Origin of the sequence: Methanobrevibacter sp. UBA212 (assembly GCF_905233225.1) — an archaeon.
Taxonomy (GTDB): Archaea; Methanobacteriota; Methanobacteria; order Methanobacteriales; family Methanobacteriaceae; genus Methanocatella.
In genome coordinates, this window is the sequence record NZ_CAJODJ010000031.1 from 1 (window position 1) to 22,120 (window position 22,120).

Sequence of the window (22,120 nt, forward strand, 5' to 3'; positions counted from 1 at the left end):
ATTCAACCTTATCAGTTAAAATAAAAGTTTTATCACACATATTCAACATCTTTTTTTTCACATTTTATTAAAATTATAAAAAAAATCCTAAAAACATCATCACTTAATGACTAAAAAAATAATAATCACTAAAAAGGATTGTTTTTTTAGAATATTATTATTATGAAACCGTGCTTAAAAAAGAAAGGAAAAAAATTAACTTATTGAAGTTTTTCCCCCATCTTTCTATATTACATATTATAAACCTACATATAATATAGCATTTATCCGAGAGCATTTGAAAACTAATCTCACCACCCACCACATAAAAAAAATATAGACACTATCCACTAAAATGTGCAATTCATCCCCCGGCTTAAAGAAGCCGGAGAATTCTTGCACAATAAAGTTAAAATATAGATTCATTTCATTCTCTTTAATAAGACTAAATAATCTTTAAATTATAGGATGCTACAAATTGTGAACCTTAGGAAATCCGGCAAAAGAAGTCATTCCCCTTAAGCTTAGAAAAAATAACGCCAAGTCTATTTAAACCTAATAATCGCACCTATCATGTTAAAATCAACAAGAAGGGCATTGCAAAAGTCGCAAATAAAAAATTTATAGGGAATTCAATTTAGATGAACATGCTGAAAAAATAAAAAAAAGCAAGTAACTGCCGAAGCAGTTTACTTGATTGTGATTTTAACTTTCTTGGTTACCTTGTTGTAGCAGTTGTTACCATTAAATGTAACAGTAGCCTTAAGTTTGCATTTTTTCTTAAGATTTTTGATTTTAAATGTTGCTTTACCTTTAGCACTTGTTGTTGCCTTATAAGTCTTATTTTTAACTTTTAAAGTAACTTTTACTTTAGATAAAGGTTTATTTTTATTAGTTTTCAAAGTTATAGTGTATTTTTTGGTTTTAACTGATTTTTTGAATTTCTTATTGCTAGCAATTAGTTTAGGAGTCGCTTTTTTAACAATAATGCTAACTGATTTGGCAGATCTGCCATAGCCATCATCTCCACCAAAAGTAATTACAGCAACATAACTGTTTGGAACTAAACCGTCTGTAAACAACTTAATCTGACCATTCACATCAGTTACAGGAGTATAAACTTTACCATTTAAATTAATGCTTAATTTAACTGCATTTAAAGCGTTTCCATTAATGTCCCTTAATGTAGCAACAATAAAGCCTCCTCCATTATAAATGGTGGTTAATGATGAAGGAGCAGTGATTTCGGTGGCTACATGGGCTTTAATTTTTAATGTTGACTCGCTTTCATTGAAAAATGCATTTCCATCATATTTTAAATACACTGTTTGTGCTTCGGTAGTGTTTGGTTTATAAACAAATGTTGCAATTCCATTCTTATCTGTTATTAATGAATATGTTTTATTTTGAATAGTTAATTCAATCATTTGATTTGGCAATAGAGCATTCATCTCATCTTTGAGAGTTACAATCAAATCAACATCTTCATTCAGATTTGGAGCAGGATTGCTTGCTTTTATTGACAATACTGTTTTCAATTTCGAATCGTCAAAGACATTTTCAGTGATTGACACATACTGTGACTTTGTGTAGATTGTACTTCCGCATTTTGCATTCTTATCATCATTGTTTTCTATTGTTGTATTAGTGCCTTCGTTGACTATGGCATTTCCAATAGAATCTGCCATATTTTGCGAGAATTTATTTTTAAATATTGTGACATCATGTCCCACAACTGCTTCAACATTTCCATAGTAATAACTATCTATTATAGGGGTCTTCAACTCATAATCATATAATGTTATTATATAAGCATTTGCATTTTTTAAATTGATTTTGGTTGTGCTTGGACTGAATCCTGGATTACTTGCTCCAGCACCTATAACACATGATTGAGTTATTGTTTGATTTGATATCCAAATTGCAGAGCCATTTTTTGCGAAATTATGTATAAAGTTGTTTTCTTGAATTGTTAAATTGTTTGCAGTGCTATAAATTGCCCCACCCTTCTCTTTTGCATTATTGTTTAAGAAAACATTTTTAAATATGTTTCCTTTACCTGCGCTAACTAATTCTTCTGCATCATAATTTAGAAACCCACCAGGGGCATTAAAATCACGAGAAGCTGAAATAGGCCCCCTATTTCCAACTTTATAATAGTCAACAAGGGAATCGACCCTATCATCACTTGTATAATCATTAATGCCAAAATTCTGTAAAGTATCATAAGTTAAGTATGCATTATACATACTACTAGTGCCCTCAATACTTGCAATTGTCAGTCGATAAGACTTTGAAGGATATTGTACCCATACTTCATAAGTCCTTTTTTCTACTGCACCAACAAGATAAATGGCTCCACCATCAATTTTTGCAACATTATCAGTGAAGGAATTGTCTGCAATGTCAAAGTAGTTTCCTTCATCATATATGGCCCCACCATAATTTTCAGCGGTATTGTTAATAAAGTAACTGTTAGTAACCGTTAACTTTTGTTGTGAGTATATTGCACCGCCCACCGTATCCGCACGGTTATTTTCAAAAATACAATTGATTATGCTGGAATTTTTAGAATTTCCATTTAAACTTAATGCTGCTCCCCGGTTTGCATTGCTGTTTCGGAATAGTGAGTCACTTATTTTAAGATTGCCGTCCGAAACTATTCCCCCGTGTTCGCTACCTTCATAGTTTTCAAAGGTACAGTTTTCCACAACGGTAGATTGAAGGCTAGTATAAAAGAAACCGGCATCATATTTTACCGTATTGTTTTTGAAGATATTATTTTTAAATTTGGCAGTCAGATTTTTTACCCCATTAGCCAAAAGCATGAATGAACCTCCACTTTCAGCATAACTATCTTCAAAAATATTGTTGGAAATATCAACGCTAGTCTTTTGTGCTTTAAGAATTCCGCCTACGACGGCCGCATGATTTTTAAAGAATTTACTATGGGCAATAATAACATTAGACTCATAGGCATATATTACTCCCCCATTATTTGCCTTGTTGTTATTGAAATTACAGTTAGTTACTGTCAAATCAGCATTATTAACATGTATTGCCCCACCATCATTGTCACTATAACAGTTGACAATATTTAGATTCTTTAAAATCAAATTGCAATTTGATTCTACTTGGAACAGCCTGGCTTTGCCACTTGCATCAATAGTTTTGCCTTTACCATCAATGGTTAATGACTTGGAAATTGCAATTCCTTGCGTAAATTCAGAATCCACGTTTTCATTATAAATGTAGTCATGTTCCAATTCAATTACAGAACCTGTTGCATCTTTTATCTTTTTATCTAATGCCATGAATGATGTCTGGTTTGAGTCTTCTTCAGCAATCCGTTCTTCATCACTATTAGATTTCTTGATTTCAATTGAATTATCAATTGTGCTTGTTTTCTCCCCTACACTAATATCTTCAGTGAGAGTGACTGTATCATCAGTTACATCGTTGATTTTTATATTATCAATTGCATCACTTGAAGCACTAACAGCGCCTATCAAAAATATGAATAGCATGAATAATATGACCATTAAATGTTTTCTTAAATTCATTGTCACCACTTTAATTTTTATATTTATATATTATTAGTTGATATAATATAACATTTTTGAGGGAATGTCTGCTCCTTCAAAAACTTTTGTGATATTTTTTTCATTGGGCGTTCGTCAAAATTAGTTTTTTGCAGATTATTTGATTTTTTATTAAAATACCCTATATACTGTATAAAAAAAGAAAAGAAAATAAAAAATTAAGATTTTACCTTATCGTAAGCAACCATGCCGATTAATAAAACCAAAAATAATCCGAATATGATAATAGGTATCTGCGCGTAATCATAAACGTTGATTGCCTTAACAACACTTGAGGAATTAGCAGAATCCTCATCATCCGAATTTGGATTTAATATACTATTTACCATACTGGCAACAGGCTTAGTTGCTTCATCAAGAATATTTGGATTAATCTGTTTTGTTGCACCATTTACTCCTGAATTTGAAGAGCTTGCACCTTCAGATATGGAATTAGATTCTCCAACCCCATTAGAACCGGAATTACTTCCAGCATTTGAAGAGCCACCATTAGAACCGGAACCTGAACCAGAGCCAGTGCCAGAACCGGAATCGCCACCGGCATTTGAAGATCCGCCATTATCCCCTGAACCAAATCCAGAACCAGAACCGGAATCGCCACCGGCATTTGAAGAGCCACCATCATCAGCATTTTGATTTTGGTTTTCATTGTGCTGATTGTTGTCTCCAGGCCTGTCAACTCCGCCTCCAGTAGAACTGCCATGATGGGTAGTGTGTTGAGCCCCACTTTGGTCAGCAGTTGTCCTAGTAGTGTTTGAAGAAATCTTTGAACTAACTTGAATATTGCATTCTAAATTATTATTTGATAAATTCATATCATTAGAATCAGTTGTTGCATTAACAGATATTTTAAATGTTCCCTTTGTACTTATTTTTGTTAATATTGTTAAAGTTGCATCAACACCACTGTTTAAATCACCGATGTCCCAAATTCCGCTTTCGGAAGAATATGTTCCAATGTTTGGATTGGATGACACATATTCAAACTCGTCAGGTATAGTAATATACACTTTTGTGTTTTTGGCAATTCCTCCACTGACATTTGCGATTATTACCATTGGAACATCAAAAGATACCTGATTAATACCGTAAGTATGCTTTACAATGTCGCCGAGTTCCATATTGACGGCCAAGTCGACTTCATCATCTGAAGATGAATCTGACTGACCCTCCTTAATCAAATCATGGCGAGCATTTTGATTTTCAAGTTCATCACTTAAATCATCAACAGCAGAAAGCTGAACATCATCAACAGCATCATCAATAGACAAATAAGTATTATCTGAAGAACTTGCATTAACATTTTCACTTGCTACAACAGTTCCAAGTGAAAATAGGATTGCTGAAATCAAGATTAATGCAAAAAAATACTTAAATTTCATATTTTCACCAATTTCTATGCCAATCGAGAAAATTCGAATAAGCATAGCGATACATTCATCACTTCATACATGATAAGCATCAATGAATGTATTATAATATAGAGTTTATTAATTAATTAATATATATCCTTTTCCATGAATGACTTGAGTGTCAAAATGATATCTCTTGATTTTTTCGATCCATCCATTATTTTGAAGCATGACCTGTTGAATACGCCTTTCATTGTTCTGAATTTCTTTTTATGTACTCGTGGCATTGTATTGCCAATGTAATTTCCTATTTGGTTGTTCGTAATGTCTATAACACATTGCCATTACAAACATTCTCAACATCTATCCAAACTGACAGATTCAATCCGTCACTGCCCATGTCCCTTAAAGAGCCATCATTGCCTAAAATATTCTGATTTTTACGAAATCATTTTGAACTTCTCTACCTTTTAACTGTAATTTTAACCTTTTTGAGTCTGTAAAATTTTATAGGCTTTTTTAAAATTTAATTTTTTACACTTGAAGTTTCACTTCGATGAAAATTCGTTCTAATTTTTCTTTAATTTTAATATAAATTGTTAAAAAATAGTAAATTACTTAAATAAGTGAGGACAAATAATAATTTATGACCAAACAAATCGTATCTGCCCTCAATAGTAATATAGACTTTATACAACTTAAACTTTACGATTTTTCTGATGAAAAAATTGATCAAGAAAAAATCATTTCAGAAAGACTAAATAAAAGTCCTAAAATTGAAAATACAAATCAAAAGCTATTTTTAGATGAAAATAATACTTTTAAATATGATAATCCTATTTGTCCAGTTTGTGGAAGCCATAAAATAATTAAAAAAGGCACTATAACAAAAAACAAACAAAATATCAATGGAAAAACCACAGAATTTAAAGAACAGCAATAACAGTGCAAAAAAATGTGGAAAAAAATTTGGAATATACAATAATCCATTAATTGGTGAACATAAACAATTTTTACAAGAAATAATGGATAAAATTCCAGGAATAATGAAAATAGGATACCAATCACTTCGTAAAATAAGTAAATACTTTGAAATATTTCTTGGAATTCGAATATCTCACCAAACAATCAAGAACTGGTCCAACAAAAATCATGAAGAAACAATTAATAATGAAGAATTTGAATATTCTGGCTACTATTTGTATGATGAGCAATTTTTAAGACTTAATGGAGTTAGACATTACAGATTAACTTTATTTGATGCAATACTTAATATTCCGGTCTCAGAAAGAATAGTTCGCCGCAGAATACCGAAAAATACTAAAAAATTTATCTTAGATTCAACGGAATATAAACCATTTATATGCTTAACAACTGATTTATTTCCTATGTATCGTAACGTAGCTGATGAAATAGGTGTTAATCATCAATTATGTACATTTCATTTGTTTCAAACAATACATCACAAATTAAAAGTGTATTGCAGAAGAAACAAGATTAATGGAAAAGAAAGAGATTATATCTATGAAAACGCGCAGGAATTAAAAGATTGTTTTAGACAAAACTCAACAAAAGAAGCAATAGAAAAATTTAAACAATATTTACAAAATTATATGGCCATACCAGTAGTATTAAAAGATTTCATAAGAAAACACATCATAAATCACTTTCACAGATATGTACAGCACTTAGATAATGAAAATATTGAAAGAACATCCAATAAAGTCGAAAATTACTACAAACAAACCAATCCAGAAATAATAAAGAAATTATACAAGACTAAAAATGGAATTCTGACATTTTTAGACTACCAAATGGAAAATTGGACCGAAAAACATCTAAAAATAAAATAAGCCTATAAAATTTTACAGACTCCAGAATTGGAAAAACTTCTTCAATAAATTCAACAACAAAACGAGAAATATGATCTTTTGGAACATTCCAATCTAATGTCTTAATGCCTAATTTTGCTTAATTCTTATCAAATTTTCTTTTATCCATAAAAAACAACACCACAATAACTTATACTTAATATAAAATATGTACAAACAAGTATATAAACTTAACTATCTAAAAATTAGTTAAAACAAAAAACAAATATTCAACAATCTTATCTGTATAAAATAATTATCAAAATTAATTAAAAATAAAAATAGATGCAATTTAGATTGAATAATGAAAAAATAAGAAAAAATAAAGCTAAAAATTTTTTGACGAAAAATCAAAAATTAATTTTGGCGGACACCCATGATTATAAAAAAAATAAGAGAAAAATAAGTAAAATTAATTACTTATTTTTTGACTTTAACTGTGTATTTTACGGTGTTTTTAAGGTATGTTGCCTGATAGGTCACCTTTTTGCCTTTTTTGAGCTTTTTTAAGACTTTTTTCTTGATGGTGACTTTTGCAACACCTTTCTTGTTGGTCTTGGCCTTGTAGGACTTTCCCTTGAACTTGAACTTGATGACTTTACCCTTAACTGCCTTGCCGTTGATTTTCAATGTGGCCTTTAAAACCAGTTTCTTGGCGGATTTTTTAACCTTGACCTTTTTGAGAGTCAATTTTATATTGTCCACCTTTTTCACAGGCGCTTCAGCATTTTTGACGGTTATATGGAAAGTGTTTGAATAGAATTTTGTTCCGTCATCAAAAAGAACCTTGATTCTGTGTGTGCCGAGTGACAGACCTGCAATCACCTCGCTTACAGAGCCGTTGGTCAACGAAATGGACTTGTATCCCACATCATCCAAATATATGCCCACATATCCATCGGATTTCGGTCCGCTAAACCTGACCACAATGCTATTTCCAACAACGATTTCAGATGCTGAAACACCGGCTGAAAATTCGGGAGAATTCCTTTTAGAAACAACAGTTATACGATTTTCAATATCATAACCTGTAATGTTTAAAATAAAAACATGTTCTCCCTCATCCATGGAATCAAAAGGAATTGTTGCAACCCCATTCACGAAATTGGCTGACTTATATACGCTTCCTTTTTCCAAATAATGATCTTCCGATTGATTCGTTACGGTGTTGTAAAGCGTTGCAGTGCCTGTGAACCCTTTAACGTGAGTGATTTTAAGGGCGTCCCTTTCACCAACTGAAACTATAAAATTACTAACGAAAACAGGGTCTGCATAAAATTCAACTGATTTTTCCACTTCATGCTTTTCGGCATTGTCCTTCATGTAGATGACTTTTACGGCATGATATCCTAATGCAATATTGTCATATAGGCCCAAATCATCAACAGTAACATCCAAATAGGTTTTTTCATCCGTAGATTGGACACTTTTTGTTAACTTTAAGATGCCGTCAACATATACCGATACAGTACCGTTAACATTTTCGCCGTTATGGTCAATCTCGATGAAATAATCTTCACGGTCCAATATGTCTGCAGAAGAAAATACCGATACATATTCATTTTCATCCCAGTCAACGCCATAGACCTCTATGGAATCATTGCCCAAATCAATTTCCTTGAAAGTTGAGGCTATGACATATTTGGCAGAGATATTGTATATTCCGTCTGCAGTGATATTCAAATCAGACAGATAAACGTGCACAATTTCATAAAGCCCATTAAGTTCCCTGGTGCAGAGCGGAGTTCCATTGACTGAAATGATCAGTGATCCAACAACAGGATATGAAAAATGATGGACAATATTATCATTTTTGTAGGTTATCCAAGTGTCATAAACGATGGCGAAGTCATTTTCAGTGTATATATGTGCCTTTAACGTATTTTCTGCAAGATTTAAAGTTTCCCCATCGTTAGGAACGTATCCCACTCTGATATGATATTCGCCGGGACTGACAATGTTCAAATTGGCCGCAGTTATGTTTACTGCCTGTCCGGAAACTGTTTGCCTTGAATAGCTAGGTGTCTCCATGTAGTCGACATAGACCTCGACTTTTCCGTTTGAATCTTGCGGAACAGTATAGTTAACCACAACCTGGTCGTTTTCATCCTCCAAATCAATGGAATCTTTTATGTGGGCATTGAAATCGCTTGGCTCAATTTCAAGAGCATCTTCCAAATCATCGCTTTGTTCGATTACCTCATCAACAGGAGATTCCTCAATCGCATCTTCTGTCAAATCATGTGCGGTCTGCACATCACCGGCCAGTGTGTCCTCCGATGCACTGGCAACGCCCATAGTCACAATAGCTAGAAGCAAGCTAACCACTATCAAATGTTTTGAATTCATAAATAAATCACATCCCCACACTTACTTTGAACAGGTAATTTTAACCTTTTTGGTCACGGCATTGAAGTAGATGTTTCCTCCAAATGCAACTGTGGCCGTGAACTTGCCTTTCTTGGTGAATTTCTTGATTTTGAATGTTGCCTTGCCTTTGGAATTGGTTTTGGCCACATATGTTTTTCCCTTGATTTTCAGGGTGACCTTTGCATTCTTGATGACTTTTCCTATGTTGTCCTTCAGTGTAATTGTGTATTTTTTGACCTTTGTCTTGACTTTGAATTTCTTGTTTTTGGCAATTATTTTCGGATTTGCCTTATAGACGATTACCCTGGCAGTTTCCATTGAAAGAGTGTAATTACCGTTGTCAAAGACTATTGTAGCAACATAATCCATCGGGTTTAATCTGATAATCAGCCTTCCGTCACCGTTGCTGTCGGTTGTTGCCTTGTAGGACACGCCGTGAATTACTGTAAAGACCTCCACACCAGAAATCGGACGGCCCATATCGTCCTTTAGGTTAACCATCAGGTATTTGTGGATTTGATATGTGGTTACCAATGGAGTGGTGACCATTACGCTTGGCCTTGTGTTGACAAATATGTTTGTGAAGGCTGAACTGTTCAGGTAATTACCGGTTCCATTGAAGCTGACATATACGTCGTATGTGTTTGCCCCCAGGTTGCTGGTGTATATTTTTACAGAACCGTTTTCATCTGTTGTGTAGTTTTTAGCACCATTCAAATCGACAGTCACATTAACGCCGACTACCGGCATGCCGTTTGTGTCTTTCAGTTCAATTAAAAGATAATCATCGTCCTTATATGTTGTAATAACTGGAAACGCAACTATTCCTGTTTCTGCCTTGCTGATGACCAATGTTGCATTTGCGGTTGCATTATGCATGTTTTCGTCACCTGAGTATTCAGCGATTATGACATATATTCCAACATCCAGCACGGGCAGGATCAGATTCTCATTTGCCGGCAGTTTGGCGATGAATGTGCCGTTTTCCCAGCAATAGTTGATGGTTCCGCTAGGAACGCCAGGCAATATGTGTGTGACTGTTGCATTATCCCCGTAAATAATTGGATTGGCTTCGAGACTGAATTGCGGTTGGACCTTGTTGACTGTGATATGTGCGCTGTCGAATGCAGGTTCATGGTCACGGTCGCCTGAATAGTTGGCAATGATAACATATGACCCAACATTCAACAAAGGCAAGTCCAGATTCTCACCGGCAGGTAGCTCAGCGATGAATGTGCCGTTGTGCAGATGATATATGACTGTGCCGTTGACGTCATCTCCAAATATAGGGATAACCTTTGCACTTTCAGTGTAGCCGATTTCAGCCGGGAAAACCTCAATTTCAAATGATGTGCCCTCACGTGACACAGTGAATGTTGTGCTGTTTGAGCAAGGACTGTAGAGGTCATCTCCGGTGAAGGATATGGTTGCAGTATAAGTGCCTGCATCCAAAACGCCCACATTGAAGTGGCTCACATTGTTTTTAACCATGACTTCCCATGAATCGGTGCCTATAGAAAGGATATACTTGCCATCTTCGCCGGCATGAACGATGCATTCAACCTCATCAGGATAGGTCTCATTGAATACGACAATCATCAAACCAAGGTCCCCTTTTGAAACATTAAATGTTGCATTTGCAGAACTTGCAAGATAACGGCGTGACTCATGATTGATTATCGTTATGGAGTAGGAACCGGGTTTCAATCCGTCGACAAGCAATGTATCAGGTCCTGTAAGATTTCCCTGTTTGACGATTACACCCTGATGGTCTTTGATTACAAATGATGTGACGTCCGTCATGTTTAAAATTTCATAAGTGACTTTGAGTTGGCCAGGATATTTGATGTCATCGCAGGACAGTATGTGAACCTCGCTTTGCCCCTTAATTTTTACATCGACTTGTGAGGACACCTCCTGAATGTCAAGCTTTCCGTGAATCATATGGGAGCCCTCTGTAAAAACGACATCAGCAGTCATCTCATTTCTGTCTCCCAATTTAAAATTGGAAAAGTTCGCATCACCATAAAACATTCCATCGGAGTGCAACAAATCATGTTTTAGCTCTTTATTGAAATAAATAGTTGCCTTATAGGCATTTCCTGCATAAATGTCAGTTTCATTAAGTTTGATGCCTATTTGAAAGTAGTTATTTAGAATTACATCATCATCAGAAATTATAGGCCTCTTAATTGCAAATTGTCCTTTGAAAACCGGGGTATTTGTTCCCATCCACACGTCCTGCAATTTATAATCGGCACCATCAAAAACTATGCTGTGACCTGGACTGCGATAAGCCGTTTTGATTGGAGGGTAAGTTTTTTGTTTGGCCTGATTATTGACGAATGTGCAATGAGATACTTCTACATCAACACTATATAGGGGCAACACTTTATGGCCATCGGTTGTGCTTAAATAAATTGCACCTCCAATATTCATTGCAATATTTCCTTCAAATCTGCAACTGGTGAACTTAGACAAAAGATTAGAAATTCCCGGAGGATCATTTGTTAGATATACTGCACCCCCATCGCCATCATCTGCAACAGCTTTATTATTAGTGAAAATTGAGTTGGAAACCTGTCTGCCATCATCGATATAATCCGCATATATTGCACCACCGGACTTTGCAGAATTCATATCGAAATGACAACTGTCAGCAGACACAGAGCTTGCATAAATTGCTCCCCCCACATCACTAGCGGAATTCCTTTCAAAGGACACACCAACCATCTTAAAAATGGACTTGATATACATTGCTCCCCCTTTACCACCGCTGGCTTCATTTCCAATGAATTTGGAATCGGTCATCGATTCAATGATACTAAGATATAATGCGCCGCCTGACTTTGCAGAATTGCATTCGAATGTTGAATGGGAGATGGATTTAACGTACGATGCCCCATAAACATATATTGCGCCGCCCCGCTCTGCTTTATTACTCTTGAAGACACAATTTTTCACATCTATTCTCGGAGAATATGATGCGCCGCCGTAAAGGTCTGCATGATTTTGAGTGAAATTAGAGTTTTCAACTGTTAAATAGTTTTCAGAATAAATAGCACCACCGCTACCGTGCTTGTCATCCAAGCCTTTAGCCACATAATTATTATCAAAGCTAGAATCATAAATAGCAGATTTTCCGCATGAATAAATTGCCCCGCCATAAAGGAGAACATGATTGGAGCTGAATTCGCAGGAAGTTACTTTTAAATTGGATGTTGATGATCCTATATAAATTGCTCCACCTTCATATGGAGCAGTATTTTGTTCAAAACGACAGGAAATGAATTTAGGGTTGCATTCACTTTTAACATATACCGCTCCGGCCTTAGCATAAAGCCCCTTATACGAGTCCAGGTTCCCGGCAGTGTTGCTTTTAAAGCTGCAGTTATTGACTTCGCCCAAACTCACTGTGTTGATTGCGCCGCCATAACATGATTCCAATTTAAATAAATCCGTCCATGTAGCTGCATTTTTTTCAAATCTGGAATTATAGATATTGCATTCCTTCTCACAAAATATTGCGCCCCCATCAGTGCTGGCAACATTATAAAAGAGAGACGCATTATTCATTAATAGATTTCCGCAGCAATAAATTGCACCGCCGTCCTTATAAAATCCTCCAAAATAAGCTCGTTCAACTCGATTATGCTGGAAGAGATTATCCTCACCGGTAATCGTTAAATCGCCATTGGCATATATTGCACCGCCATGTTCCATTACCTGATTGTTATCAAATTTGCATGAATCGATGAGACATTTGCCTCCAGACCAGATTGCACCGCCTTCACTTGGGAAAAAGACCTTTGTCCCCAAATCCACTTTCTCAACTATTTTATTGAGTATTGGAATATCATCAAATAACATGTCTATAATCTTTTTAACAGGATCTTGTTTTTCCAGCCAAGTACTGTCTTCAATATGATGATTATATGAGAATTCTGAATCATAAACGTTAGTTTCTTCCCAGCAATAGACTGCACAACCCTTATTTGCAGTATTATCCTCAAATGTGGAACCGTAAATATAGCAGTTTTTCTCGCCAAAGATTGCGCCGCCACCCCAATCATTCACACTGTTGCCGACGAAAGTGGAATTATGAACCGACATATAGCTTTTACAATGGATTGCGCCACCGGAGGTGCAGATCTGTTCATCATCACTGCCGACAATATTATTCTTAAAAACAGAATTATTAACACTGCATTCTCCTTGACAAAAGATTGCGCCACCACTCATGGGAGCATCGTTATAATATTGGGCGTTTCTGATAGCAGCCTGAAGTTCATCCAAAAGACGAGGGAGAATAACACTAGCAGGCTCATCCTCAAAATGATCATCTGGCATTAATTCATGCAATCTAGCGAAAACTTCATGGTCATCAATTTTGCCTTTACGATATAAATTATATATAATTGTAACGTTTTGATAGTCACGAATCAGCTTTTCAGAATCTTGAACACGAGAAGGGTCCGGCTTTATATGGTGCTCACCATTATAGTAATATTTCTCACCCAACAGCTTCAATATATGATCCAAAAAGCCATCAGCTTTTTGAACCTCATTGCCTTCGAATTCCGTATTGTTAATTGACAGGTTGCCTCGACAGAAGATTGCACCGCCGTTTCCTGACTCCGCCACATTCTTATAGAATTTGGAATCAAGAATGGTCAAGTTCCCATTAGTAAAAATAGCGCCGCCTGCCATAATTACGCCATTATGGCTAAACTCGCAATTGATTATGGTTAAGACAGTGTTAGGGTGAGGGTTAAGTATCGCTCCGCCCCTCTCATCAAGATGTATTGATTCCTTCGCACCACCATTTTTAAATATAATATTTTTAAAAGTGATGTTCAAACCGTCTTCTCTTACATCAAATAAACTATGGAGATTATCACCATTTATGGTGTGACCATTACCATCTATTGTTATGTTTTTTGAAATGAGAACAGTGTTGCCACCAAGCCTCATTGAAAAATCCTGAACCAAATTTAATGTGTGTTCAGGCTTATTAGCAGTGACAAGACCTTGTAAAGCCAGAAATGATGCAGTATTACTGGCTAATTTATCATCTGCATCATTGACGGCCACAGCATCATGGCCAATTTCTTCCTGCGATGCAACAGCACCATCATACACCTGACTGTCTGCGCCCAATGCATCCTCATTGCCTTGAGCGTCAACTTCTTGTGGTGCGGCATCATCATTATCTTGACTGTCCACATCTAATGCAACAACATCCCCCAAGGTGTCATTGCCCGTTTGAATATTCACATCCCCGGCATCACTGGCGCATACGCACGCAATGCTTATAAAGCAAAGAACCAGGAAAATGAATATTACCCTCTTTTTGAACCTCATATGCTAAACACCAAAATTTATTCAATCAATTAATAAATGCAATATTTACTAATCAATAAATATTTTTAATGATAATCAATATATATTTATTTCCAAATAATTCCGAAAAGTAAATTTCTATTCAAATAATGCAAAAATTGTTTAAAAATCGAAAAAAATCAATAGAAATGATTGTTCAAAAAAACGATGTAAAATGCTAAAAAAAAGAAAAGGTTTAGTAATATTAACCCATATTCTGGGTCATATTACCTTGTGCGGCAGCTGCAATCTGTTCAGCCTGTGCCTGAAGGTTTCCGACAATGTCGGTGGTCTGCTGAAGGTTAGCAAGCATCTTGTCCATGCTGTCTTTCAGCTCTTCCTTCTGACCGGTCAAAATTTCGCGGGCGCCGTCCGCATCCTTTTTGACTGCAAGACCTGCACCGATACTTATGATAATCTCATCAGTGTTTTTAAGCTCTCCCTTTACAAAGGAACCTGCGCCTACCGGCACAAAAGCCTCCACTGAATCCTTACCTTCAATATCTTCCAGGGTAGCAAATAATGCGTCAACTTCGGCAATGGAGGTTTGAATCATTTCAATCTGCTGTTGAATCAATTCAGCCTGTTGCCTGTAAACATTGATTTCATTAACAAGGTTGTTTAATCTTTGCTGATCTTCCATGTCAATCCCCTCAATGCGCCTATAAAATTTCTTTTACGATTGGGTCTTCCACATCTTCAGGAGCGATTTCCTCGATTGAGTCGATTGAAATCTGGTTCCTGTTGATACCATGTTTGCTTCCAAAGTTTGCATAGATTTTGGCCTCGATGTCGCTTTCGCTTGTGGCCTTGTATTCTTTGGTGAATTCATGGTATTCGTCACCCATTACAAAAGTACCTTTAACTCTGTAAATTTTTGTTATCATATAAAATCCCTCATGATTAATTAATTAAAAATCATCATCCAAAAAGCCTAATGCCTCTTCAACTCTAGCCATTTCAGGACCTGTACTGTCCTTGTCGACTATTGCACCGGTGGAGTTTGCAAGGATGCATGCGCCTACCAGTGGAATGCCTCTGCCGACAGTACCGATATCTCCCTCAACACCAAATACTTCACGAGCAAAGTTAACCTCTGAGGAAAGTGCGTTCTTGCTCATCAGAAATCCCTTGTTTGTAACTTTAACAAGTGACCCGATGATGTCGCTTCCGACAATGTGGGATGTCTTCACATCCACGTCAAGTGTCTCTTCAAGCACTTCGATTGCTTCGGGGCTCAGGAAAGGTGAAGCTATTGCACCCTTGTCGTTTGCAGCCACAATGTTTCCGACGGCAGTGTACTGGCCGGGGATGGCGGCAACGTTCAGTCCCATGTCCTCAAACTGTTTAACTTCCCTATCTAAAACATGTGGGGAAACAACAATACCATTTGAATTAGCTACAGCTAAAGATCCGATAAGGCTTGATCCGGAAATAGAAGACTTTACAACTTCGACATCCAATGTTTCCTTAATAATGTCCGCTTTCTCGTCCAAAAGATTATAAGGAACAATAGCCAAATTGTCGGTTGCAAGAACGAATACTCCAACGTTTGGATTTCCTACAATGTCTATTCTTTTCAACATATTGTCACCTCACATTTTTGCGTGTCTATTCTGCTAAAGTAGCTTTTACAACACCATCATCATCTTTAACTGCTTTTACAGTGATTTTTGAAGGTATTTTTTGAATACCTCTTTCCCAAATTGCATGATTGATAGATTCGTCGATTTTAACATCACTAGCTTTCATGTGTTTGGTCAAGAAAATTTTAATCTCCCTGATAGCTCTAGGAGCTCTGATAGTCCTTTTGACTTCTTTTACATTTCTAAGTGGAATTGTGTAAACTCTTTCCATTTTAACCCCTCAATTATAATTTAAGACTGTTTCTTCTCCAATGTCTAGGTTTAGGTCTGTATCTAAGTTTACGGTTAGTTTTAGCATAAGCCCAGATTGGAATTCTCCTATTTTGTTTGTTTGCTTTTGCCATTCTTAATTTTTTAGCCAATGGTTTATTTCTACTCATTTTCTCACCTGTAATAATAATTATTCTTTATATCCGATAACACGAGTTTGATAATGCTGCGGGAATATGTCCAGCGGATCTGAACCCATATCCTCAATCATCTCCCTTATTTCAACCTCGAAGTCTGAACTTGTGTCCCTGTTTGACCTTTCCTTTGAAATTTCAAAGAGGCTTTCGGTAATCATCTTAACTGACTTGTGGCCAAAACTGTCCAGGTTTATGTATTGTGCGTCAAACCTGTCTTCAAGGCTTTTTATCTGATTGACTGAAAGTTTTGGGGTTCTGTCATCACGTCTTGTCCCGTCTGCAATAATATCATGAGTCCTTGCAAGTTCCTCCACTGTCATGCGGTGGATGTATTTTATTCCGTCGTTGGGAAATCCGTCCTCGAGAATCCTTTCGCATGTTTCCTTGAGGATGTCAGTATCCATTTCAAGGACGTTATGCTTGAATCCCAGGGATTGCGCGGATTTTTGTGCCGGAACGTATGAATCGTACACGCCGAAGTTTGCGGTGTATAATTCCACGTCAAGTCCCAGCCTTTCAAGCATCACTGCCACAAAGGATGAGTCCTTGCCTCCACTATAGAGAACTGCCGCCTTCATGAATATTATTTCCTTGTAATCTTGATTTCTCTTTTCTGACCTGCAATCTGTCTTAAAAGGACTTTGAGCTGGTCATCAGTTACTTTTCCCCTTAGGCTTCCCGCCTGTGCGGACTGAATCAGCTGAAGTTCGATGTTGTTGACCATTTCAGGCTTGGTCAGCTTGAGGTTTGCCAACCTTTGGCGAGCTTCAGGAGTCATGATCTGGCCTAAGATTTGTTTTTTCTGAGCTTCGAATTGTGCCTGGGCTTCCTGCTGTTGAGCCTGTGCCATGGCCTGCTGTTGGGCCTGGTTCTGCGCAGCAGCTTGTTGAGCCTGCAATTCAGCTATTCTCTTTTGACGAATTTCGTCTAATTCGCTCATATCAAACTCTCCTAAAAATTATAATTAATATTTTTCAAGTTCAGGAATGTCTTTAATTATTTCTCCGGAGATTTTATCCAAAAATGATCTTCCTTGAGGAGATACAACTCTTCCGCCTACAACTTTTTCCACGTATCCTGCGTCTTCAAGCTGTTGGAGTGCGGTTCTGATGATTGATCCGCTTCCCCTTCTGAATTTTTCAGGACGTACGCCACGGTCTTTTTTGCCACCGTAGAAAGTTCTTAAACTTGAAACACCAACAGGTCCGTCAATGTAAACTCTTCTGATGATAGAAGCAGTTCTTATAAACCACCAATCAGGGTTTTCCGGTTTTCTTTCCTTGTGGACACCGGTTCTAACAAAATTGGACCATGCAGGAGATTCTATCTTGTCATTCTCTTTTAATTCTTCTGCGACTTTTTCAATTAATAAATCTGCAGGTACATCAAATACAGTAGTCATATTAATTCTCCAATATTCATTTTATTGTAGCTTAATCCACTGTAAATTTAAGACCTAAAAAAATAGGGCCTGTAACTCTAAATTTATAATGTTTAAGGCTTTTTCTTGTAGATTACAGCAACGTGACCTCTCACGTCCACGAGCTTTGCTCTGGTCTTTTTGAGGATTTCGTCGATGTAAGCATCTTTATCGCGAGCGATATTTTTTGCAAATTTAAGTTTGACGATTTCATTGGCCTTGAGTTGGCGCTTGATTTCTTCAATGACGTTGTCGTTTACGCCAGCCTTTCCAATGTTAATTGTCATCGCATTAAGAGCTCTGTTCATCAATTCCTTTTTGTTTTGAATCATATTTAGCTCTCCTTTTCAGCTTCTTTTCCCTGCGGTAGGGAATTTTCATTGCGTGACCGCATTCACCACAAAAAACGTTGACCTCTGAGTCAACCAGCCGGACGGTGCAATTGCGACCAGGCTTGAGAAAGGATTTGCAACTCTTGCAATACCTCCTTCGCCATTCCTCAGGCACCGGAGTATTGTATTTGGTGGACAGCTTCAATGCAAGCTCGACATAGCGATGTGATCTTTCCGGATGGGTGATGAATTCCATCTCGGCCCGATTAAAAAGAATGTTCATTCTTTCAATCGCTATTTCAATCATCCACTTTGGTCGTTTTCCTCTACTCAAAAATATCCTCCTTTGAAATGTAGGATATAATATTCAAAATTGAATTAAAATGATTTGCGCAAATTAAAACAAAAACCATAGTTAAGATAACCTTAGGTTAATATGAATATTAAGAATAAATATGTCTGTTGGTATTTATAAAGGTTGTGAATTTTTGAGCATTTTTGCTCATCAAAAAATTTAAAGGAAAAAAAGAATTCCTAATGAATCCTTTCAAATCCCCTAATCTTGTCAAAATCTGCATCAAAAGATGCGATTCTGCCAATCCCATGTTTTTGCATGGAAACCAAAATAGTGCAATCGGAAAAGTTGATGCTGCGGTTATAATGATTGAACAATTCAAATGCCTCCTCATAATCCTCATCGGTTAAAAAATCAAAATCATGGAGATTGAGAAGATAATCTTTCAGCTCAACAACATCCCCGAAAAAATTATATGGAGATATGCTATTCAACACTTCAATGAGAACCGTTATATTGGTTATTTTTGCTTCCTTTTCCAAAAGCGGTTGAATGTTTTTAGCATACTGGCGATAAGGGTCGTTTTTGATAATCAAACTATTAATATATGACGTATCAAGAAAAATCATAATATCACTGTGGTGTTTTTTGAATCTCAGTCCCAACCGGTTTCGCCAAGATTGAAAAGCTTTTCCAATACATCATCACCCTCATGACCGTCATGGTCAAGCATCGCCCAGATCTTTTCCGCATCGATTGTTGGAGGGAGGTCTTTAACTTTCCTTAAATAGTCGTAAAGAATGCTGTTGACTAACTTTTCGGGATTGCAGTTAATTTCCTTACTCCTATCTGTTATTCCATTCATTATTTCATCTGATATACATATACTCTGCATATTATCACATCCGTTCAATCCTTTTTCAATGTATTCGACAATCAAATCTCTGCAATCGGATTCGATTTCGACAGCCTGCATCCTCAACTCCTCAAGAAGCCCCTCATCAATGTCAAGACAGATTTTTGAGATATTACCACCACCTTTTATCCAATCATGTCTTAATATGTGGGGCATACTATATAAGACTTAATGGCTGCAGGCCCGGCTGACATCAGCAATCATTATTAGACCTGCGTTTCATATAGATTTTTTCAAAGTGCACAGAAGCGCCTGTGTGCATTTGTGATATTGCGAGTTAACATGGTCATGCCGATTCAACAAGCGGAAATTTAACCTGTCTGGAAAAAGGCAATTCAATTTAAACATGCCCGTACGGCATAAAAAGTAATATATATTTAGCATTACAAACGGTTATATATGAAATTCAAGTATTTAACATTAATAATTCTAATACTGGCCATTTCAACATCATGTGCGGTCAGCGCATCAACGGACTGTGACAACATCACAATGACCAAGGACACCATCGCCGCACCAGATGATTGCAGCAACATCACAATGACCGAAGATGCCATCGCTGCACCAGATGATTGCGACAGCATCACAATGACCGATGATGAGCTGGTCAGTGAAGCAGACAGAAATTTACAATATTTTCTAGACCACCCCTGGAGTGTATTGGCTGACAGCGATTCCAAAATAAGGTTTGGAGTCTATTCCAGCTCTCCAGGAGCAAATGGAAATCTGAGCCTATACATTGACGACAGCGACACACCCATTTACAGTCAGCCCGTGAGATATTATAAAGAAAGTGATGAGATCATGATTGACGGCAATTTCATCAATTTCAAGGACTACAAATTGAATTACGGCAATCATACGGCGCTGCTTAAATATTCCGGTGACGAAACTTACATGCCTTTCGAGGAATCATGGAAATTTGACTATGATTACCTTTTCTGTCGTGTCCCCCATGAGATATACACCTCATACCGTGGCGAACAGAACATGAACATAGAAATTACATATCCTGCCACAGGAAATTTCAGGATACTGGTTGATGACAGGGAGGTTTTCACCGCAGAATTGCCAAGCAGCAAATTTGAAAACTTTGCACCGCGTAGTAGTTACCTTTCATATCCATTGACCGATTTAAGTTTCGGAGAACATAACTATACCATAATCTATTCTAATGGAAATTATCCTGACAAACGTGTTTCTGGAAAATTTAATGTGACTTACGACATTATATTCAAGCTTGAGAATTCCAGTTACGACATCTACTGCGGAAAAGTGAACAACCTAATATTAACCAGACCTCCTGACGGCACAGGCAATTTCATAGTCAAATTTGAAAACAGGACTTACGAAGCAAAAGTGGATGAAAAAACAAATCAGGCAAGATTCACCATCGAAAACTTTACAGAATTAGGAACACTGCCGATTTCAGTTACATACCAGGACAGCAAATATCCCCTAAAGGAATTTACCGAATATTTCTTTTTCAAGGAAACCTTCTACATCCCCGATGATTTCAGATATGGGAATCATGAAAACATTACATTAATACTGCCGCAAAATGCCACCGGAGACCTGATTGTATACATCAATGACGAGCTGATTCAAAAGATACCCCTTGTGAACGGTAGAGCCGACTATCAAATACCTGACCGTGTCGGATTTTTTAAATTCAGAGCTGTCTACAACGGCACTTACGCAAAAATTAGAGAACGATTTGGTCATTTTGGAGTCATTCCAAAAACCGAGCCTACAAGTTATCTGAACGTTGATGAAGATTATGAGCTGACAGTGACAGTGAATGACGATGCCAACAATACAATGATAATCAAGATATGCGATAACGACAGAACAGAAAAGATAATCTACAACGGAACACAAAAAAGCATACATTTTACAAAAGAGGAGCTTGGCCTGAAATCTGGAGCTCATCATGTTTATGCCACCATAGTGGAGAACAATACTACAGCACCTCACGAATTTTATCTTAAGATGTTTGATATCCGTTCATCAAGTCGCCAATTCCAAATTAACGCAAAGGGATACGATATTAATCTATACTCAATGACCCAAGAGAATTTCAATACCGGCAGCTCAGAGATAATGATTTCAAATGTTCCTTCTGATGGAGACGGAACGATTTCAGCATATGTGAACGGCAAATTGGTCGCCACAGAAAACCATTTCACTACTTTAATCATGTTTAATAATAAACTGCTTAAAAAAGGAGACAACAAATGCACAGTCACCTACACCGGCGACAGTTATTACGCTAACAGCTCAACCACCTTCACAATAAATGTGTATGGGGACTTCAAAACTGAAGGGTCCAAAAAGGCCGATACTGTAAAGCTCACCCTGAAGAAAGTCAGCGTTAAAAAAAGTGCCAAAAAGCTTGTTTTAAGGGCCACATTGAAAATCAACGGCAAGGCCGTGAAAGGCAAGGTAATCAAGTTCAAGTTCAAAGGCAAAACCTACAAGGCAAAAACCAATGCAAAAGGAATTGCAAAAGTAACCATCAAGAAAAAGGTCCTGAAAAAACTTAAAG

General features: G+C 36.8%; 18 protein-coding genes and 1 pseudogene. 3 read left to right on the forward strand and 16 right to left on the reverse strand.

Features of this window, described 5'->3' with window-relative positions; translation table 11 throughout:
• Positions 1-668: 668 nt before the first annotated feature.
• Positions 669-3,542, reverse strand: coding sequence for a right-handed parallel beta-helix repeat-containing protein (locus QZ138_RS08425; RefSeq protein WP_292888579.1), 2,874 nt, complete (start codon positions 3,540-3,542; stop codon positions 669-671).
• A gap of 197 nt (positions 3,543-3,739) precedes the next feature.
• Positions 3,740-4,963 (reverse strand): DUF11 domain-containing protein, encoded by a 1,224-nt coding sequence (locus tag QZ138_RS08430; protein ID WP_292888580.1) that lies wholly within the window; start codon positions 4,961-4,963, stop codon positions 3,740-3,742.
• A gap of 242 nt (positions 4,964-5,205) precedes the next feature.
• On the opposite strand from QZ138_RS08430, the gene QZ138_RS08435 reads away from it, so the two are divergent.
• On the forward strand, positions 5,206-5,370 hold the full coding sequence (locus QZ138_RS08435) for a hypothetical protein (RefSeq protein WP_292888582.1): 165 nt from the start codon (positions 5,206-5,208) through the stop codon (positions 5,368-5,370).
• Positions 5,371-5,579: 209 nt separating this feature from the next.
• A pseudogene (locus tag QZ138_RS08440) lies at positions 5,580-6,786 on the forward strand (transposase).
• Positions 6,787-7,224: 438 nt separating this feature from the next.
• Here the strand turns inward: QZ138_RS08440 and QZ138_RS08445 are convergent.
• The 14 genes from QZ138_RS08445 to QZ138_RS08510 all read right to left on the reverse strand — a co-directional run bounded on the left by QZ138_RS08445 (position 7,225) and on the right by QZ138_RS08510 (position 19,728).
• Positions 7,225-9,153 (reverse strand): hypothetical protein, encoded by a 1,929-nt coding sequence (locus QZ138_RS08445; RefSeq protein ID WP_292888583.1) that lies wholly within the window; start codon positions 9,151-9,153, stop codon positions 7,225-7,227.
• A gap of 21 nt (positions 9,154-9,174) precedes the next feature.
• Entirely contained in the window at positions 9,175-14,538 is a 5,364-nt protein-coding gene (locus QZ138_RS08450; protein WP_292888585.1) for an Ig-like domain-containing protein, read from the reverse strand.
• A 223-nt stretch (positions 14,539-14,761) separates the two neighbouring features.
• Complete coding sequence (gene pfdA, locus QZ138_RS08455; RefSeq protein WP_292888587.1) at positions 14,762-15,199, reverse strand: prefoldin subunit alpha; 438 nt, start codon at positions 15,197-15,199, stop codon at positions 14,762-14,764.
• Positions 15,200-15,218: 19 nt separating this feature from the next.
• Positions 15,219-15,443 (reverse strand): 50S ribosomal protein L18Ae, encoded by a 225-nt coding sequence (gene rpl18a, locus QZ138_RS08460; protein ID WP_292888589.1) that lies wholly within the window; start codon positions 15,441-15,443, stop codon positions 15,219-15,221.
• 24 nt (positions 15,444-15,467) lie between these two features.
• Positions 15,468-16,142 (reverse strand): translation initiation factor IF-6, encoded by a 675-nt coding sequence (locus tag QZ138_RS08465; protein ID WP_292601773.1) that lies wholly within the window; start codon positions 16,140-16,142, stop codon positions 15,468-15,470.
• 25 nt (positions 16,143-16,167) lie between these two features.
• On the reverse strand, positions 16,168-16,413 hold the full coding sequence (locus QZ138_RS08470; protein ID WP_292601775.1) for a 50S ribosomal protein L31e: 246 nt from the start codon (positions 16,411-16,413) through the stop codon (positions 16,168-16,170).
• Between the two features lie 13 nt (positions 16,414-16,426).
• Positions 16,427-16,582 (reverse strand): 50S ribosomal protein L39e, encoded by a 156-nt coding sequence (locus tag QZ138_RS08475; protein WP_004032463.1) that lies wholly within the window; start codon positions 16,580-16,582, stop codon positions 16,427-16,429.
• A 20-nt stretch (positions 16,583-16,602) separates the two neighbouring features.
• Positions 16,603-17,187 (reverse strand): asparagine synthase-related protein, encoded by a 585-nt coding sequence (locus tag QZ138_RS08480; protein WP_292888590.1) that lies wholly within the window; start codon positions 17,185-17,187, stop codon positions 16,603-16,605.
• Between the two features lie 5 nt (positions 17,188-17,192).
• The gene (locus QZ138_RS08485) at positions 17,193-17,549 is read right to left on the reverse strand and encodes a DNA-binding protein (protein ID WP_292888591.1); all 357 of its coding nucleotides are present in this window, start codon (positions 17,547-17,549) and stop codon (positions 17,193-17,195) included.
• Positions 17,550-17,573: 24 nt separating this feature from the next.
• On the reverse strand, positions 17,574-18,011 hold the full coding sequence (locus tag QZ138_RS08490) for a 30S ribosomal protein S19e (protein WP_292888593.1): 438 nt from the start codon (positions 18,009-18,011) through the stop codon (positions 17,574-17,576).
• Positions 18,012-18,103: 92 nt separating this feature from the next.
• Positions 18,104-18,361: a YhbY family RNA-binding protein gene (locus tag QZ138_RS08495; protein ID WP_292601794.1), complete on the reverse strand. Its 258-nt coding sequence runs from the start codon at positions 18,359-18,361 to the stop codon at positions 18,104-18,106.
• Positions 18,321-18,695 (reverse strand): ribonuclease P protein component 4, encoded by a 375-nt coding sequence (locus tag QZ138_RS08500; RefSeq protein ID WP_292888595.1) that lies wholly within the window; start codon positions 18,693-18,695, stop codon positions 18,321-18,323. The genes QZ138_RS08495 and QZ138_RS08500 overlap by 41 nt, the downstream gene beginning before the upstream one ends.
• Positions 18,696-18,895: 200 nt before the next feature.
• The gene (locus tag QZ138_RS08505; RefSeq protein ID WP_292601800.1) at positions 18,896-19,285 is read right to left on the reverse strand and encodes a type II toxin-antitoxin system VapC family toxin; all 390 of its coding nucleotides are present in this window, start codon (positions 19,283-19,285) and stop codon (positions 18,896-18,898) included.
• Between the two features lie 26 nt (positions 19,286-19,311).
• A complete protein-coding gene (locus QZ138_RS08510; protein ID WP_292888597.1) occupies positions 19,312-19,728 on the reverse strand; it encodes a hypothetical protein in 417 nt (138 codons plus the stop codon).
• Positions 19,729-19,971: 243 nt separating this feature from the next.
• On the opposite strand from QZ138_RS08510, the gene QZ138_RS08515 reads away from it, so the two are divergent.
• On the forward strand, positions 19,972-22,120 hold a 2,149-nt coding region (locus QZ138_RS08515; protein ID WP_292888599.1), incomplete at its 3' end, for a hypothetical protein.

Excerpts from the sequence above, each read along its gene's own strand:
- QZ138_RS08425 (WP_292888579.1), bottom strand. The coding sequence starts at position 3,542 with ATGAATTTAAGAAAACATTTAATGGTCATATTATTCATGCTATTCATA.
- QZ138_RS08430 (WP_292888580.1), bottom strand. The coding sequence starts at position 4,963 with ATGAAATTTAAGTATTTTTTTGCATTAATCTTGATTTCAGCAATCCTA.
- QZ138_RS08435 (WP_292888582.1), top strand. The coding sequence starts at position 5,206 with ATGTACTCGTGGCATTGTATTGCCAATGTAATTTCCTATTTGGTTGTT.
- QZ138_RS08445 (WP_292888583.1), bottom strand. The coding sequence starts at position 9,153 with ATGAATTCAAAACATTTGATAGTGGTTAGCTTGCTTCTAGCTATTGTG.
- QZ138_RS08450 (WP_292888585.1), bottom strand. The coding sequence starts at position 14,538 with ATGAGGTTCAAAAAGAGGGTAATATTCATTTTCCTGGTTCTTTGCTTT.
- pfdA (WP_292888587.1), bottom strand. The coding sequence starts at position 15,199 with ATGGAAGATCAGCAAAGATTAAACAACCTTGTTAATGAAATCAATGTT.
- rpl18a (WP_292888589.1), bottom strand. The coding sequence starts at position 15,443 with ATGATAACAAAAATTTACAGAGTTAAAGGTACTTTTGTAATGGGTGAC.
- QZ138_RS08465 (WP_292601773.1), bottom strand. The coding sequence starts at position 16,142 with ATGTTGAAAAGAATAGACATTGTAGGAAATCCAAACGTTGGAGTATTC.
- QZ138_RS08470 (WP_292601775.1), bottom strand. The coding sequence starts at position 16,413 with ATGGAAAGAGTTTACACAATTCCACTTAGAAATGTAAAAGAAGTCAAA.
- QZ138_RS08475 (WP_004032463.1), bottom strand. The coding sequence starts at position 16,582 with ATGAGTAGAAATAAACCATTGGCTAAAAAATTAAGAATGGCAAAAGCA.
- QZ138_RS08480 (WP_292888590.1), bottom strand. The coding sequence starts at position 17,187 with ATGAAGGCGGCAGTTCTCTATAGTGGAGGCAAGGACTCATCCTTTGTG.
- QZ138_RS08485 (WP_292888591.1), bottom strand. The coding sequence starts at position 17,549 with ATGAGCGAATTAGACGAAATTCGTCAAAAGAGAATAGCTGAATTGCAG.
- QZ138_RS08490 (WP_292888593.1), bottom strand. The coding sequence starts at position 18,011 with ATGACTACTGTATTTGATGTACCTGCAGATTTATTAATTGAAAAAGTC.
- QZ138_RS08495 (WP_292601794.1), bottom strand. The coding sequence starts at position 18,361 with ATGATTCAAAACAAAAAGGAATTGATGAACAGAGCTCTTAATGCGATG.
- QZ138_RS08505 (WP_292601800.1), bottom strand. The coding sequence starts at position 19,285 with ATGATTTTTCTTGATACGTCATATATTAATAGTTTGATTATCAAAAAC.
- QZ138_RS08510 (WP_292888597.1), bottom strand. The coding sequence starts at position 19,728 with ATGCCCCACATATTAAGACATGATTGGATAAAAGGTGGTGGTAATATC.